The organism is Pseudomonas sp. MWU318, assembly GCF_016756945.1.
In the GTDB taxonomy this organism is placed as follows: Bacteria; Pseudomonadota; Gammaproteobacteria; order Pseudomonadales; family Pseudomonadaceae; genus Aquipseudomonas; species Aquipseudomonas putida_A.
This window is the reverse complement of the sequence record NZ_JAESJL010000007.1, coordinates 229,033-244,087: the sequence shown is the minus strand read 5'-3', so window position 1 is coordinate 244,087 and position 15,055 is coordinate 229,033. Positions and strand designations below refer to the sequence as shown.

Here is a 15,055-nt window from a genome sequence, read left to right as displayed (position 1 = left end):
TTGTGTTGGGTAACATCTGCGCCCACTTTGACCGACGAGGTACAGCATGCGTCGCCCTATGGTAGCTGGTAACTGGAAGATGCACGGTACCCGCGCCAGCGTCGCTGAGCTGATCAACGGCCTTCGTCATCTGGCCTTGCCAAGCGGTGTTGATGTCGCGGTATTCCCGCCTTGCTTGCATATCAATCAAGTGATTGATGGCTTGAAAGGCAAATCGATTTCGGTCGGTGCGCAGAATTCTGCAGTGGAATCCATGCAAGGTGCGTTGACCGGTGAAATTGCACCGAGTCAGTTGGTGGATGCAGGTTGTTCCCTGGTGCTTGTCGGGCACTCCGAACGCCGCCAGATAATGGGCGAGCGAGACGGGATGCTGAATCGCAAGTTCGCAGCGGCACAGGCATGTGGCTTGATTCCGGTGTTGTGTGTAGGGGAAACCCTCGAACAGCGCGAAGCCGGAAAGACTCTTGAAGTTGTCGGGCGTCAGCTGGGCAGCATCATCGAGGAGCTGGGTGTTGGTGCCTTTGCCAAGGCAGTCATTGCTTACGAGCCTGTCTGGGCCATTGGTACCGGAATGACTGCAACGCCGCAACAGGCTCAGGATGTGCATAAAGCCATTCGCGAGCAGTTGGCGGCAGAGAATTCTGAAGTCGCACGAGGTGTGCGGCTTCTATACGGCGGCAGCGTGAAGGCGGCCAATGCGGTCGAACTGTTCGGCATGCCGGATATCGATGGGGGGCTCATTGGTGGAGCTTCCCTGAATGCAGATGAGTTCGGTGCGATTTGTCGCGCCGCGGGAAACTGAAAAAATGCTGGAAACAGTCGTAGTCGTTTTTCATCTGCTGGGTGCATTGGGCGTAGTTGCGCTGGTTTTGCTGCAGCAGGGTAAAGGTGCGGACGCTGGCGCGTCTTTCGGAGCAGGTGCTTCAAATACTGTGTTCGGAAGCCAAGGTTCCTCTACCTTTCTTAGTAAGTTTACTGCTATACTTGCCGCCGGTTTCTTCATAACCAGCTTGGGGTTAGGTTACTTTGCTAAAGAGAAGGCTCATCAGCTGACTCAAGCAGGTTTGCCAGATCCAGCAGTGTTGGAAGTACCTAAGCAGCAACAACCGGCTTCTGATGATGTCCCGGTGCTTCAAGAGCAAAAGTCGGCTACTCCAGCGACTGACGTACCTCCAGCTCAAGAGCAGAAGTAAGAAGGGTTTCAAACGTAGTTTTGCCGAGGTGGTGGAATTGGTAGACACGCAACCTTGAGGTGGTTGTGCCCATAGGGTGTAGGGGTTCGAGTCCCCTTCTCGGTACCAATTAGTCAGGAGAGCCCGCTGTTGCGGGCTTTCTTGCAGGTGGAAGGTTACATTGACCCTATAAGGGATCGGTCGTATACTTCCGCCCCAGCTTTGTCGCGGGGTGGAGCAGTCTGGTAGCTCGTCGGGCTCATAACCCGAAGGTCGTCGGTTCAAATCCGGCCCCCGCAACCAGTTTAAGGAGCCCCTTTTCAGGGGCTTTTTGTTAGCTGGACACTTTCTGCGCCGCTGTTCGACGGCGTTTCAAGGATGGGCGTTTAGCCCATTTTTTTATTTTGCAGCGCATGCATTTACATGCACGAGGGGGTTCAGGTGTCGAGCAAGCTAGAAGAGTTGCAGGCCTTGTTGGCCCCGGTGGTCGTGGCCCTAGGCTATGAATGCTGGGGTATCGAGTTTTCGGCTCAGGGTCGTCACTCGATGTTGCGTGTTTATATCGATAAAGAGGGTGGCGTGCTGGTGGACGATTGCGCCATTGTCAGCCGTCAGATCAGCGGTGTCCTGGATGTTGAAGATCCGATCTCCGTTGAATACACCCTCGAAGTTTCCTCGCCTGGCATGGAACGCCCACTGTTCACTCTTGAGCAGTTTGCAAAATTTGCCGGTGAACAAGTGAAGATCAAGCTGCGCTCGCCTTTTGAAGGTCGACGCAACTTTCAGGGCCTTCTGCGCGGTGTAGAAGAACAGGATGTCGTGGTGCAGGTAGAAGACCATGAATTCCTGTTGCCGATCGATATGATCGACAAGGCCAACATTATTCCCAGTTTTGACTGAGACGCGGATCCCGCGGATCCAATGGCTTGCGAAAGGCGAGGCGTACGATGAGCAAAGAAGTACTGCTGGTTGTTGAGTCGGTATCCAATGAAAAGGGCGTACCGGCAAGCGTGATTTTTGAAGCGCTGGAGCTGGCTCTGGCCACTGCTACCAAAAAGCGTTTTGAAGACGAAGTTGACCTGCGTGTGGAAATTAACCGCCACACCGGTTCCTACGAGACTTTCCGTCGCTGGACAGTCGTCGAAGAGAATGATCTCGACGATCCTGCGATCGAAACCTGGCCAAGCAAGGTTGCCGAAACGCATCCGGGCGCCAAGGTCGGCGACGTCGTCGAAGAAAAGATCGAATCCATCGAGTTCGGCCGCATTGCTGCACAGACCGCCAAACAGGTCATCGTGCAGAAAGTGCGTGAAGCCGAGCGCGCTCAAGTGGTCGACGCCTATCGCGAGCGCCTGGGGGAAATCATCTCCGGCACCGTGAAGAAAGTCACCCGCGACAACGTGATCGTCGATCTGGGCAACAACGCTGAAGCGTTGCTGGCCCGTGAGGACATCATTTCTCGCGAAACCTTCCGTGTCGGTGTGCGTCTGCGTGCACTGCTCAAGGAAATCCGCACCGAGAACCGCGGCCCGCAGCTGATCCTGTCGCGTACCGCGCCGGAAATGCTGGTCGAGTTGTTCCGCATCGAAGTGCCGGAAATCGCTGAAGGCCTGATCGAAGTCATGGCGGCGTCCCGTGATCCGGGTTCGCGTGCCAAGATCGCTGTCCGTTCCAAGGACAAACGCATCGACCCGCAGGGCGCGTGCATCGGTATGCGCGGTTCGCGCGTCCAGGCCGTGTCGGGCGAGTTGGGTGGCGAGCGTGTCGATATCGTCCTGTGGGACGATAACCCGGCGCAGTTCGTGATCAATGCCATGTCGCCGGCAGAAGTGGCGGCCATTATCGTTGACGAAGATGCCCATGCAATGGACATCGCCGTTGGCGCAGACAATCTGGCTCAGGCCATCGGTCGAGGTGGTCAGAACGTGCGTCTGGCGAGCCAGTTGACTGGCTGGACCCTGAACGTGATGACCGAATCGGACATCCAGGCTAAGCAGCAAGCAGAAACCGGTGACATCCTGCGCAACTTCATTGACGAGCTGGAAGTCGACGAAGAACTGGCTCAGGTGCTGGTAGATGAAGGCTTCACCAGCCTGGAAGAGATTGCCTACGTACCGTTGGAAGAAATGCTCAACATCGACGGCTTTGACGAAGATATCGTCAACGAGCTTCGCGCTCGTGCCAAGGATCGTTTGTTGACCAAAGCCATCGCTACTGAGGAAAAGCTGGCAGACGCCCATCCGGCCGAAGACCTGCTCTCGCTTGAGGGTATGGACAAGGATTTGGCGATGGAACTGGCGGTGCGCGGCGTAATTACCCGCGAAGACCTGGCCGAGCAGTCTATTGACGACCTGCTCGACATCGACGGCATTGACGATGATCGTGCCGGCAAGTTGATCATGGCCGCCCGAGCCCACTGGTTCGAGTAATTAGGCGCGGCCTGAGGAGAGAAGTGCATGACGCAAGTCACGGTGAAACAACTGGCCGATGAGGTCAAAACACCGGTAGAGCGCCTGTTGCAGCAGATGCGTGAGGCAGGTCTGCCGCACACCGCCGCCGAAGAAAATGTGACTGACAGTGAGAAGCAATCCCTGCTGACTCACTTGAAGAGCAGCCACAAGGCGAAAGTGGAAGAACCACGCAAGATCACGCTGCAGCGTAAAACCACCAGCACCCTGCGTGTGGCTGGTAGCAAGAGCATCAGCGTTGAAGTTCGCAAAAAGAAAGTTTTCGTACAGCGTAGCCCGGAAGAAATCGAAGCCGAGCGCAAGCGTGAACTGGAAGAGCGTCGCGCAGTAGAAAATGCTGCTCGTCAGAAGGCTGAAGAAGAAGCCAAGCAGCGCGCTGAAGAAGAAGCGCGTCGCCAGCCTGCTGCTGCGCCGTCCGCGTCTGCCGAAGCTGTTGCTGCACCTGCGCCAGTCGCTGAACCCGTGCGCGACGCCGCGCCGGTTGCTGCTGCGCCGGCTGCCGACACTCGCAAGCGTGACGAACAGCGCCGTCCGGACAAGCCACGTGCCGACGATAACAATCGTCGCGGCGGTGGTGGCGATGGCGAGCGCAAAAACGCTCCGCATCGCGCATCGGTCAAAGAAAAAGCGCCGGCTCCACGTGTGGCACCACGCACTACCGACGAAGAAAGCGATGGCTTCCGTCGTGGTGGTCGCGGCAAGGCCAAGCTGAAAAAACGCAACGCTCACGGTTTCCAGAACCCTACCGGTCCTGTCGTGCGTGAAGTGAAGATCGGCGAGACCATCACTGTTGGCGATCTCGCTCAGCAGATGTCGGTCAAGGCTGCTGAAATCATCAAGTTCATGTTCAAACTGGGCACTCCAGCGACCATCAACCAGGTACTCGATCAGGAAACTGCTCAACTGGTAGCTGAAGAGCTGGGCCACAAAGTGACCCTGGTCAGCGACACCGCCCTGGAAGATTCCCTGGCCGAGTCCCTGAAATTTGAAGGTGAGGCAGTTTCCCGTGCGCCAGTCGTGACCGTAATGGGCCACGTTGACCACGGTAAGACTTCCCTGCTCGACTACATCCGTCGTGCCAAGGTAGCAGCGGGCGAAGCCGGCGGCATTACCCAGCACATTGGTGCGTACCACGTTGAAACCGACCGCGGCATGGTGACGTTCCTCGACACCCCGGGTCACGCTGCGTTTACCGCAATGCGTGCCCGTGGTGCCAAGGCGACCGACATCGTGATTCTGGTGGTTGCGGCGGACGACGGCGTGATGCCGCAAACCATCGAGGCTGTTCAGCACGCTCAGGCGGCTGGCGTTCCTCTGGTGGTTGCGGTGAACAAGATCGACAAGCCGGGTGCCGACCTCGATCGCATCCGCAGCGAACTGTCGGTTCACGGCGTGACCTCCGAAGACTGGGGTGGCGACACTCCATTCGTACCGGTCTCGGCGAAAATGGGTACCGGCGTTGACGAGCTGCTCGAAGCGGTTCTGCTGCAGGCCGAAGTACTCGAACTGACCGCCACTCCATCGGCTCCTGGCCGTGGCGTAGTCGTCGAATCGCGTCTGGACAAGGGCCGTGGCCCGGTAGCCACTGTTCTGGTTCAGGACGGTACGCTGCGTCAAGGCGACATGGTGCTGGTCGGCTCGAACTATGGCCGCGTGCGCGCCATGCTCGACGAGAACGGCAAGCCGATCAAGGAAGCAGGTCCGGCCATTCCGGTCGAGATCCTGGGTCTTGACGGTACGCCGGACGCTGGCGACGAGATGAGCGTGGTTGCCGACGAGAAGAAAGCCCGTGAAGTGGCTCTGTTCCGTCAAGGCAAGTTCCGCGAAGTCAAACTGGCTCGCGCTCACGCCGGCAAGCTGGAAAACATCTTCGAAAACATGGGCCAGGAAGAGAAGAAGACGCTCAACATCGTCCTCAAATCCGACGTCCGTGGTTCGCTGGAAGCTTTGCAGGGCGCTCTGAACGGCCTGGGCAACGACGAAGTGCAAGTGCGCGTAGTCGGTGGCGGTGTCGGTGGTATCACCGAATCCGACGCCAACCTGGCACTGGCTTCCAACGCTGTACTGTTCGGCTTCAACGTGCGTGCCGATGCTGGCGCACGGAAGATCGTCGAGCAGGAAGGTCTGGACATGCGTTACTACAACGTGATCTACGACATCATCGAAGACGTCAAGAAAGCCCTGACCGGCATGCTCGGCAGCGATGTTCGCGAGAACATCCTGGGTGTGGCCGAAGTGCGCGACGTGTTCCGTTCGCCGAAGTTTGGCGCGATCGCCGGTTGCATGGTGATCGAAGGTGTTGTGCACCGTAACCGTCCGATCCGTGTACTGCGTGAAGACATCGTTATCTTCGAAGGCGAGCTGGAATCCCTGCGCCGCTTCAAGGATGACGCTTCCGAAGTACGTGCCGGCATGGAATGCGGTATCGGCGTGAAGAGCTACAACGACGTCAAAGTCGGTGACAAGATCGAAGTCTTCGAGAAGGTTCAGGTTGCTCGCAGCCTCTGACTCGCGCACTTCAAGGGCCACGCCGAGCCGCCGCATGCAGATGCGCGCCACGGCGTCCGGACTCTAAACGCAACGCCCGGTCTGGCTTTTGTCAGGCCGGGCGTTTGCCGCTTTCAGACCTTGCGGGTTTCACCGTGGGGCAGTAACAGGTAACAAAATCATGGCAAAAGAATACAGCCGTACCCAACGTATCGGCGATCAGATGCAGCGTGAGCTGGCCCAGCTGATCCGTCGTGAAGTCAAAGACCCGCGCGTCGGCCTGGTCACCATTACCGCTGTGGAAGTCAGCCGTGACGTCGGTCACGCGAAGATCTTCATCACCGTGATGGGGCAGGACAACGCCGAAGACATCGCGCAAAGCATCAAGGTGCTCAACGCTGCCGCAGGTTTCCTGCGCATGCAGCTGGCCCGTGAAATGAAGCTGCGCAGCGTGCCGCAATTGCACTTCCACTACGACGAAAGCGTCGTGCGTGGTGCGCACCTGTCGGCCCTGATCGAGCGCGCCGTGGCTGAGGACAATCAGCACCTGGCCGCTGCACCTGAAGACACCAAGGAGTAATTCGGTGGCTCAGGTCAAACGTATCCGTCGTAACGTCAGCGGTATCATCCTGCTCGACAAGCCGCTGGGGTTCACCTCCAACGCCGCGTTGCAGAAGGTTCGCTGGTTGCTCAACGCCGAGAAGGCCGGTCACACCGGCAGTCTCGACCCGCTGGCCACTGGTGTATTGCCGCTGTGCTTTGGCGAGGCAACGAAGTTCTCGCAGTACCTGCTCGATTCCGACAAGGGTTACGAAACCCTGGCGCAACTGGGCAAGACCACTACCACGGCGGACGCCGAGGGTGAGGTTTTGCAGGAGCGTCCGGTGACCGTTGGTCGCGCCGATGTCGAAGCGGTTCTGCCGAAATTTCGTGGGCAAATCAGTCAGATACCGCCGATGTACTCGGCACTCAAGCGTGACGGTCAGCCGCTGTACAAGCTGGCCCGTGCAGGCGAAGTAGTGGAGCGCGAACCGCGTTCTGTTACTATTGCGCGCTTGGAATTGCTGGCCTTCGAAGGCGATACTGCGCGTCTTGCGGTGGATTGCAGCAAGGGCACCTATATCCGCACCCTGGTGGAGGATATCGGTGAGCAACTCGGTTGTGGTGCGTACGTCGCAGAACTGCGTCGTACCCAGGCCGGGCCTTTCACCCTGGCGCAGACCGTGACCCTCGAAGAGCTGGAAGCGGTACATGCCGAAGGCGGCAACGAAGCGGTCGACCGCTTCCTGATGCCATCGGACAGCGGCCTGCAGGATTGGCCGCTGCTGCACTTCTCCGAAGCGAGTGCGTTCTACTGGCTCAACGGCCAGCCGGTACGCGCCCCGGATGCTCCGAAGTTCGGCATGGTACGGGTACAGGATCACAATGGTCGCTTCATCGGTATCGGTGAAGTGAGCGAAGACGGGCGCATCGCGCCGCGTCGACTGATTCGGTCAGAATGACCGAACGAGTGTGGCTGTTAACAGGCACGGTCACTACTCATTTATAGATACAGGGATTTGTCCCTGGCCTGTTGAAACTGTTTTTGAAACAGTTTCCTGATAAAAGGATTGCCTCATGGCTCTCGACGTTCAAGAAAAAGCTCAAATCGTTGCCGACTACCAGCAAGCTGTTGGTGATACTGGTTCGCCAGAAGTGCAAGTTGCACTGCTGACCGCCAACATCAACAAACTGCAAGGTCACTTCAAGGCCAACGGTAAAGACCACCACTCCCGTCGTGGTCTGATCCGCATGGTAAACCAGCGTCGCAAGCTGCTGGATTACCTGAAAGGCAAAGATCTGAGCCGTTACAGCGCTCTGATCGGCCGCCTGGGTCTGCGTCGCTAATCAGCGATTGCGCTATGAGGTTGGTTGTCTGTCAGGCATCAGCGGTTTTCCGCTGGTGGCTGGCAGGCTTCCAGCCTCAAGTTTTATCTGCACTACCGTTTTACCCGGACAGTCAGCGGGCCGATTCCCGACATTGCCCAAGAATTTCGCAAGAAACCAGTTCCCCCAAGAGCCACAAAGAAGGTAGGACACCGTGAACCCGGTAATCAAAAAATTCCAGTTCGGTCAGTCGACCGTTACCCTCGAGACTGGCCGTATCGCCCGTCAGGCCTCCGGCGCAGTATTGGTCACCGTTGACGACGACGTCAGCGTATTGGTGACCGTAGTCGGTGCCAAGCAAGCCGATCCAGGCAAGGGCTTCTTCCCTCTGTCCGTTCACTACCAGGAAAAGACTTACGCTGCCGGTAAGATCCCTGGCGGTTTCTTCAAGCGTGAAGGCCGTCCTTCCGAGAAAGAAACCCTGACTTCCCGACTGATCGACCGTCCGATCCGTCCGCTGTTCCCGGAAGGCTTCATGAACGAAGTGCAGGTTGTCTGCACCGTCGTTTCCACCAGCAAGAAGACCGATCCGGACATCGCTGCGATGATCGGTACCTCGGCTGCCCTGGCCATCTCGGGCATTCCGTTCGACGGCCCGATTGGCGCCGCTCGCGTCGCTTTCCACGAAAGCACCGGCTACCTGCTGAACCCGACCTACGAGCAGCAAGCTGCTTCGAGCCTGGACATGGTCGTTGCCGGTACCTCCGACGCCGTACTGATGGTTGAATCGGAAGCCAAAGAGCTGACCGAAGACCAGATGCTGGGCGCGGTACTGTTTGCTCACGACGAGTTCCAGGTGGTGATCAACGCCGTCAAAGAACTGGCCGCTGAAGCTGCCAAGCCAACCTGGACCTGGGCGCCTGCTCCAGAAGCCACCGAACTGCTGGGCGCAATCCGTGCCGAGTTCGGCGAAGCGATCTCTCAGGCTTACACCATCACCGTCAAGGCTGACCGCTACGCACGTCTGGGCGAGCTGAAAGACCAGGTCGTTGCCAAGCTGTCCGGCGAAGAAGGCCAGCCTTCGGCTGCTGACGTCAAAGCCGCTTTCGGCGAAATCGAATACCGCACCGTTCGCGAAAACATCGTTAACGGCAAGCCACGTATCGACGGTCGCGACACCCGCACCGTACGTCCGCTGAACATCGAAGTCGGCGTTCTGCCGAAGACTCACGGTTCGGCGCTGTTCACCCGTGGCGAAACCCAGGCTCTGGTCGTTGCGACGCTGGGTACCGCCCGTGACGCACAGCTGCTGGACACCCTGGAAGGCGAGAAAAAAGACCCGTTCATGCTGCACTACAACTTCCCTCCGTTCTCGGTGGGCGAGTGCGGTCGCATGGGTGGTGCCGGTCGTCGTGAAATCGGTCACGGCCGTCTGGCCCGTCGTTCGGTTTCGGCCATGCTGCCAGCCGCTGACGTGTTCCCGTACACCATCCGTGTGGTTTCGGAAATCACCGAATCCAACGGTTCGAGCTCGATGGCTTCCGTCTGCGGCGCTTCCCTGGCCCTGATGGACGCTGGTGTGCCAATGAAGGCGCCGGTTGCCGGTATCGCCATGGGTCTGGTTAAAGAAGGCGAGAAGTTCGCCGTCCTGACCGACATCCTGGGTGACGAAGACCACCTGGGCGACATGGACTTCAAAGTAGCCGGTACCGCCAAAGGCGTTACTGCGCTGCAGATGGACATCAAGATCAAGGGCATCACCGAAGAGATCATGGAAATCGCTCTGGGCCAAGCCCTGGAAGCGCGCCTGAACATCCTCGGCCAGATGAACCAGATCATCGGTCAGTCGCGTACCGAGCTGTCGGCCAACGCTCCGACCATGATCGCGATGAAGATCGACACCGACAAGATCCGTGACGTTATCGGTAAAGGTGGCGCGACCATCCGTGCGATCTGCGAAGAAACCAAGGCTTCGATCGACATCGAAGACGACGGCTCGATCAAGATCTTCGGCGAAACCAAGGATGCCGCAGAAGCTGCTCGTCAGCGCGTTCTGAGCATCACTGCAGAAGCTGAGATCGGCAAGATCTACGTCGGCAAGGTTGAGCGCATCGTCGACTTCGGCGCATTCGTCAACATCCTGCCGGGCAAGGACGGTCTGGTACACATCTCGATGCTGAGCGATGCTCGCGTAGAGAAAGTCACCGACATCCTGAAAGAAGGCCAGGAAGTGGAAGTGCTGGTACTGGACGTGGACAACCGCGGCCGTATCAAGCTGTCCATCAAAGACGTGGCAGCGGCCAAGGCTTCGGGCGTTTAATCAGCCCGCAGCTTTAGTGCAATGAATATGCCCCGCCGTGAAAACGGCGGGGCATTTTTTTATCGGGCTTAAAGATCAAAAGATCGCAGCCTGCGGCAGCTCCTACACGATCGTTTACACACCTGTTGTGTAGGAGCTGCCGCAGGCTGCGATCTTTGCTTTTATGAAAACCGGTGCTAGGTTTAGCCCACCGCCCGTGTAGCTCAGCCGGTAGAGCAGCGCACTCGTAACGCGAAGGTCGCAGGTTCGATTCCTGTCTCGGGCACCACTTCCCTTATTTCACCTTGCGGCTCAGATCCTCGACGGTACGTTTGAGCTGATCCATGGCGCGATCCTGATCATTGATTTTCTGCTTCAGGCTGGAAATCTCGCTGCTGGCGGAATTCGAACTCGAGCCGCTGTTGCGCTTGAGGTCTTCGACCTGGCGTCCGAGGGTATCCAGCTGCCGGTCCTGATCCTTGACCTTGTTCCTCAAGTCGTCGATTTCCTTGCCGCTGGAGCTTGAGCTCGAACCACTGCTGCGTTTGAGCTCTTCAATCTGGCGTGACTGATCGCGGACGGTATCGCGGATCTTTTGCAGTTCGTCGATGCTGATATCGCTTTTGATGACAACATCCTTGCCGTAGTCATTGTGAATCAGCGAAACCTTGTCGCCATAGGATGAGCTGCTGTTGCTCAATTCAAGCGCCATGGCGCTTGCTGGCGACAATATGGCGGCGAGCAAGGCACTGGCAGGCACAACGGAACAAATCTTCGAAAAGCTGCGCATCACTGGTTTTCCTTGTGAACAGCAAGAGTGAATGCCGAAGTGGCACATCGCTATGACTCGAAATGCGGATTTATGTTCCACAAGTCAACTTTTTGTGGGAGAGATGTAAAGAGCCGTGTAATTCGTCATGCAAACGTCCTATATTCGGTGCCTGCATGAGCATCGCTTAGCAGTTTTCAGATGATCCCGAATGGTTCCGAAGGCCGGACAATCCGCGTCAGAGAGATCCTTGATGATCCAGATCCATCCTCCATTCTTACGATCAGCGAGAACGCCATGACCGAATTAACTCAAGAGCAACGACACGAACAAGCGTTGGCAAAGTACATTCTGGACGTACCGGACTTGAAAGAAGAGATCAAGGACCTGAGCCCTGATGATCAGAAAGATCAGATCCAGTGGGCGTTCGAGGACGAAGCCGAAGCCCAGGGCTTGCAGCCGTGGGAGCTGACGCTCAAGTACACCAGCACCCCTGAAGAGTTTGAGGCCAAGCGCCTGGAGCTGCACAAGGAGGCGGCCGAGGTGTTGGGCGTCGAGTGGGACGAGTACTGCGAGATGAATAATCTGGTGGTCTGATACAAAAACGCCAGCCTCAATCGGGCTGGCGTTTTTTATTGCGTGACAGCCTCAGAGGCTCAGACGCATCGACAGGTCCACCGCCTTCACGTCCTTGGTCATCGCCCCGATCGAGATGTAATCCACGCCGGTTTCGGCGATCGGCAGCAGCGTGCTTTCGTTGATGCCGCCGCTGGCTTCCAGTTTGGCCTTGCCGCCGTTCAAGCGGACAGCTTCGCGCATGTCGTCCAGGCTCAGTTCATCAAGCATGATGATGTCGGCGCCAGCTGCCAGCGCCTCCTTCAGCTCCTCCAGGCTCTCCACTTCGACTTCCACCGGTTTGCCCGGCGCGATCTTGTGCGCGGCGGCGATGGCCTGCGCGATGCCACCACTGGCGGCGATGTGGTTTTCCTTGATCAGGAACGCGTCGTAGAGACCGATGCGGTGGTTGTGGCAACCACCGCAGGTCACTGCGTATTTCTGCGCCAGACGCAGGCCCGGCAAGGTCTTGCGGGTATCCAGCAGCTTGACCTGGGTCTGCGCCACGAAGTCCGCCAGATATTGCGCACGCGTGGCCACGCCGGACAGCAGTTGCAGGAAGTTCAGCGCGCTGCGTTCGCCAGTCAGCAACGAACGGGCCGGGCCCTCCAGATGAAACAACGGCTGGTTGGGTTTGACCCGTTCACCGTCCCGTACCTGCCAGTGCACCGCGACGCGCGGATCGAGCTGGCGAAACACCGTGTCGACCCACGCCGTGCCGCAGATAACCGCCTCGTCGCGAGTGATGATGGTGGCTTTGGCCAGACGTTCGGCCGGGATCAGTTGTGCGGTGATGTCGCCGCTGCCGACATCTTCGAGCAACGCACGGCGCACGTTGGCTTCGATTTCGGCGGTCAGATCGGCGAGACGTAGATTCGGCATAACGGGCTCCACAAACTAAGTGCGCCGATTATAGGGGCATGGCAGGAGCCAACCCAAGGCGAGAACGCGCGTGCCTGACTGCAGCTGGTCGATTTCCTGTGAGCAAAGCGCCGTTTTTCGTGGTCACTGGAAGGTGTCGTGGACATAGGGGAAACCCTGACGGCTATAGCGCCGGGGACAAGTTTTGCAAGATAATCCGCCTTGCGTTTGACGTCATAGCTTTGACGTCTCCCGCTCCCACAGGGACCTGTGTTGTAACTGACCAGTGGAATCACCGTTTCAGGAGGCTTGGATGCACAACGACGGGAATGTAGTGCCTTTGCACAAGGCCGCTACCGATCAGGCGAATCACTCGCCGCTCGCCCGCCTGCCTGTGATTCTGCTTCAGGTCCGCGACAAGGCTGCCCAACAACTGCGCCACGGCTTGCAGGAGTTGTTTGATAACGCCGACGACACCCTGTTCGAAATGGCTGACCGGGCGCGTAATGACGTCGAACAGAACATCTTTTTCGAAGCCATGCGCGACCTGCGCCTCAAGCGCAAAAACATCGAACGGGGTTTTCTCGAGCAATTCTTCGAAGCCTTTGTCGCGCTGATTCAATACGAAGTCGTGCAACCCGCATTGCCCGGCACGCTGATATTCGAGGATTCGGCACCGCGTACCGATGACATGGAGCGCAGCGTGGCGGTCGAAACCATGGTCGGTCGGGTGCTCAAGCGCGACGGTTTTGCCCTCGATCAACTGACCGCGCGCCTCAACGTGTTGTTGGGCAAGAATTTCGATAACCAACACAACCCGCTTGGCCCGGCGATGCTCTGCGAGTTTTTTCTGCAGGCCGGACGTAACCTGGGCGTGGAGATCAAGGTCAAGCTGATCCTGCTCAAACTGTTCGAACGCTATGTGCTGGCCGATACCGAGCAGTTGTATGCCGAAGCCAATCAATTGCTGGTCGCCACCGGCGTGTTGCCTGAGTTGAAACCGGCCCCCGCACGCCGCGCAATCGAGCGTGCGGCAGCAAGCATCAGCAGCGAAGAAAGTGACGAACCCGCGCCCGCCGACGAAGGCGTGCAGGAAGTCTTCGCCGCGTTGCAGGAACTGCTGCTGCACGTGCGCGGCAGCGTCGCGCCGACCCTGGAGCCGAGTGCGGCGGCGCAACCGATCAGCACCCGCGATCTACTGCGGCTGCTTTCACACTTGCAGCAATACGTCCCGGCACTGGCGGCGCAGGACGATTTCGATCTGCGCAATCAGCTTGAGCAGCTGCTGACGCGGGTCAGCGTCAGGAGCGGCAAATCACGCATTGTCGACGGCGCGGATGAAGACGTGATCAACCTGATCGCCATGGTCTTCGATTGCATCCTCGAAGACCGTAATCTGCCGGATTCGCTCAAGGCGTTGATCGCGCGTTTGCAGATTCCGATGCTCAAGGTGGCAGTACTCGACAAGAGTTTCTTCAGCCGCAGCAGCCACCCGGCGCGGCGCCTGCTCAATGAAATCGCCGATGCCGCCATGGGTTGGGGCGATTGCAATGGCGAGGCGCGTGACAGCCTGTATCTGCGCATCGAACAAGTGGTGCAGCGCCTGCTGAGCGACTTCGTCGACGACCCGGCGATTTTCTCCGAGTTGCTCGCCGATTTCCTGGCGTTCACCAGTGATGAGCGGCGGCGCAGCGAGTTGCTGGAGCAGCGTTTGCGCGATGCCGAGGAAGGGCGGGCGAAAACTGAACTGGCTCGGCAGCGAGTCGAGCATGTGCTGAACCAGGCGTTGCTGGGTAAAGTCCTGCCGCCGTCGGTGGTGACCTTTGTGCGTGATGCGTGGAGCAAAGTGCTGCTGCTGACCTGCCTCAAACATGGCGACCACTGTGCTGAATGGCAGGCCGATGTGCAGACCATGGAGCAATTGATCTGGAGCGTACAGCGTCACGACGAAGCGGACGCCGGTCTGCAGTTGCTGGCGCTGGTGCCAGGGTTGCTCAAATCATTGCGTGATGGCCTGAGCAGCTCGGCGTTTGATCCGTTCGCCACCAGCGAATTTTTCAGCGAGCTGGAAGCCCTGCATGTGCGGGTGCTTGAACCGCTCACCGAGCAGCCGCCGGCCGATGCGCCGACGCTGGTGGAGGTGTCGCAGCACATCACCCTGCGCAGTGCTGATGAGGGCGCGATCGGCGTGAATGCTAGCGGCCTGGCGCATGACGACCCGGGGCTGCGTCAGGTACAGCAACTGCGTCTTGGCAGTTGGGTCGCCTTCCAGGAAGACGACGAGCACAGCCTGCGCTGCAAACTGGCAGCGATCATCGAAGCCACCGGCAAGTACGTGTTTGTCGACCGCACCGGGATGAAAGTACTGGAGCGCAGCCGCGTCGATCTGGCCCTTGAGTTCCGCCGTGGCGCGGTGCGGGCACTGGATGACACCTTGCTATTCGATCGGGCGCTGGAGTCGGTGCTTGGCAATCTGCGGCGACTCAATCGCGGCAAGTGATCGCGCGCCGGGGGCCGA

14 protein-coding genes and 3 tRNA genes are annotated in these 15,055 nt (G+C 58.4%); 15 read left to right on the top strand and 2 right to left on the bottom strand.

Annotation, left to right across the window (positions count from 1 at the left end; translation table 11 throughout):
- Positions 1–46 precede the first annotated feature (46 nt).
- The 12 genes from tpiA (at position 47) to JN524_RS18140 (ending at position 10,581) form a co-directional block, all read left to right on the top strand.
- Entirely contained in the window at positions 47–802 is a 756-nt protein-coding gene (gene tpiA / locus JN524_RS18195) for a triose-phosphate isomerase (protein ID WP_202370224.1), read from the top strand.
- A 4-nt stretch (positions 803–806) separates the two neighbouring features.
- A complete protein-coding gene (gene secG, locus JN524_RS18190) occupies positions 807–1,193 on the top strand; it encodes a preprotein translocase subunit SecG (RefSeq protein ID WP_027610782.1) in 387 nt (128 codons plus the stop codon).
- Between the two features lie 22 nt (positions 1,194–1,215).
- A tRNA-Leu gene (locus JN524_RS18185) sits at positions 1,216–1,301 on the top strand.
- 97 nt (positions 1,302–1,398) lie between these two features.
- Positions 1,399–1,475, top strand: a tRNA-Met gene (locus JN524_RS18180).
- 138 nt (positions 1,476–1,613) lie between these two features.
- Positions 1,614–2,072: a ribosome maturation factor RimP gene (rimP, locus tag JN524_RS18175; protein ID WP_007973115.1), complete on the top strand. Its 459-nt coding sequence runs from the start codon at positions 1,614–1,616 to the stop codon at positions 2,070–2,072.
- 47 nt (positions 2,073–2,119) lie between these two features.
- On the top strand, positions 2,120–3,601 hold the full coding sequence (gene nusA / locus JN524_RS18170; RefSeq protein WP_202370223.1) for a transcription termination factor NusA: 1,482 nt from the start codon (positions 2,120–2,122) through the stop codon (positions 3,599–3,601).
- 27 nt (positions 3,602–3,628) lie between these two features.
- Positions 3,629–6,148, top strand: coding sequence for a translation initiation factor IF-2 (gene infB, locus JN524_RS18165; RefSeq protein ID WP_202370222.1), 2,520 nt, complete (start codon positions 3,629–3,631; stop codon positions 6,146–6,148).
- A gap of 160 nt (positions 6,149–6,308) precedes the next feature.
- Complete coding sequence (rbfA, locus tag JN524_RS18160; protein WP_003221549.1) at positions 6,309–6,707, top strand: 30S ribosome-binding factor RbfA; 399 nt, start codon at positions 6,309–6,311, stop codon at positions 6,705–6,707.
- A gap of 4 nt (positions 6,708–6,711) precedes the next feature.
- Positions 6,712–7,629: a tRNA pseudouridine(55) synthase TruB gene (truB, locus tag JN524_RS18155; RefSeq protein WP_024011571.1), complete on the top strand. Its 918-nt coding sequence runs from the start codon at positions 6,712–6,714 to the stop codon at positions 7,627–7,629.
- Positions 7,630–7,744: 115 nt separating this feature from the next.
- A complete protein-coding gene (gene rpsO, locus JN524_RS18150) occupies positions 7,745–8,014 on the top strand; it encodes a 30S ribosomal protein S15 (RefSeq protein WP_003221553.1) in 270 nt (89 codons plus the stop codon).
- 193 nt (positions 8,015–8,207) lie between these two features.
- A complete protein-coding gene (gene pnp / locus JN524_RS18145; RefSeq protein WP_007961443.1) occupies positions 8,208–10,313 on the top strand; it encodes a polyribonucleotide nucleotidyltransferase in 2,106 nt (701 codons plus the stop codon).
- 192 nt (positions 10,314–10,505) lie between these two features.
- Positions 10,506–10,581: transfer RNA gene (locus JN524_RS18140), tRNA-Thr, on the top strand.
- Between the two features lie 6 nt (positions 10,582–10,587).
- Here the strand turns inward: JN524_RS18140 and JN524_RS18135 are convergent.
- The gene (locus JN524_RS18135; RefSeq protein ID WP_442964285.1) at positions 10,588–11,022 is read right to left on the bottom strand and encodes a hypothetical protein; all 435 of its coding nucleotides are present in this window, start codon (positions 11,020–11,022) and stop codon (positions 10,588–10,590) included.
- On the opposite strand from JN524_RS18135, the gene JN524_RS27350 reads away from it, so the two are divergent.
- Positions 10,985–11,113 carry a hypothetical protein gene (locus JN524_RS27350; protein WP_272929688.1) on the top strand — a complete coding sequence of 43 codons (129 nt, stop codon included), beginning with the start codon at positions 10,985–10,987 and terminating at the stop codon, positions 11,111–11,113. The genes JN524_RS18135 and JN524_RS27350 overlap by 38 nt on opposite strands.
- 245 nt (positions 11,114–11,358) lie before the next feature.
- Positions 11,359–11,658: a DUF6388 family protein gene (locus JN524_RS18130; RefSeq protein ID WP_098967158.1), complete on the top strand. Its 300-nt coding sequence runs from the start codon at positions 11,359–11,361 to the stop codon at positions 11,656–11,658.
- Positions 11,659–11,709: 51 nt separating this feature from the next.
- Here the strand turns inward: JN524_RS18130 and nadC are convergent, their stop codons facing one another.
- Positions 11,710–12,558: a carboxylating nicotinate-nucleotide diphosphorylase gene (gene nadC, locus JN524_RS18125; protein ID WP_003221558.1), complete on the bottom strand. Its 849-nt coding sequence runs from the start codon at positions 12,556–12,558 to the stop codon at positions 11,710–11,712.
- A 292-nt stretch (positions 12,559–12,850) separates the two neighbouring features.
- Here nadC and JN524_RS18120 point away from each other — a divergent pair, with 292 nt between their 5' ends.
- Complete coding sequence (locus JN524_RS18120) at positions 12,851–15,037, top strand: DUF1631 domain-containing protein (protein ID WP_202370220.1); 2,187 nt, start codon at positions 12,851–12,853, stop codon at positions 15,035–15,037.
- The last annotated feature ends 18 nt before the right edge of the window (positions 15,038–15,055 follow it).

Excerpts from the sequence above, each read along its gene's own strand:
- tpiA (WP_202370224.1), top strand. The coding sequence starts at position 47 with ATGCGTCGCCCTATGGTAGCTGGTAACTGGAAGATGCACGGTACCCGC.
- secG (WP_027610782.1), top strand. The coding sequence starts at position 807 with ATGCTGGAAACAGTCGTAGTCGTTTTTCATCTGCTGGGTGCATTGGGC.
- nusA (WP_202370223.1), top strand. The coding sequence starts at position 2,120 with ATGAGCAAAGAAGTACTGCTGGTTGTTGAGTCGGTATCCAATGAAAAG.
- infB (WP_202370222.1), top strand. The coding sequence starts at position 3,629 with ATGACGCAAGTCACGGTGAAACAACTGGCCGATGAGGTCAAAACACCG.
- rbfA (WP_003221549.1), top strand. The coding sequence starts at position 6,309 with ATGGCAAAAGAATACAGCCGTACCCAACGTATCGGCGATCAGATGCAG.
- rpsO (WP_003221553.1), top strand. The coding sequence starts at position 7,745 with ATGGCTCTCGACGTTCAAGAAAAAGCTCAAATCGTTGCCGACTACCAG.
- JN524_RS18130 (WP_098967158.1), top strand. The coding sequence starts at position 11,359 with ATGACCGAATTAACTCAAGAGCAACGACACGAACAAGCGTTGGCAAAG.
- nadC (WP_003221558.1), bottom strand. The coding sequence starts at position 12,558 with ATGCCGAATCTACGTCTCGCCGATCTGACCGCCGAAATCGAAGCCAAC.
- JN524_RS18120 (WP_202370220.1), top strand. The coding sequence starts at position 12,851 with ATGCACAACGACGGGAATGTAGTGCCTTTGCACAAGGCCGCTACCGAT.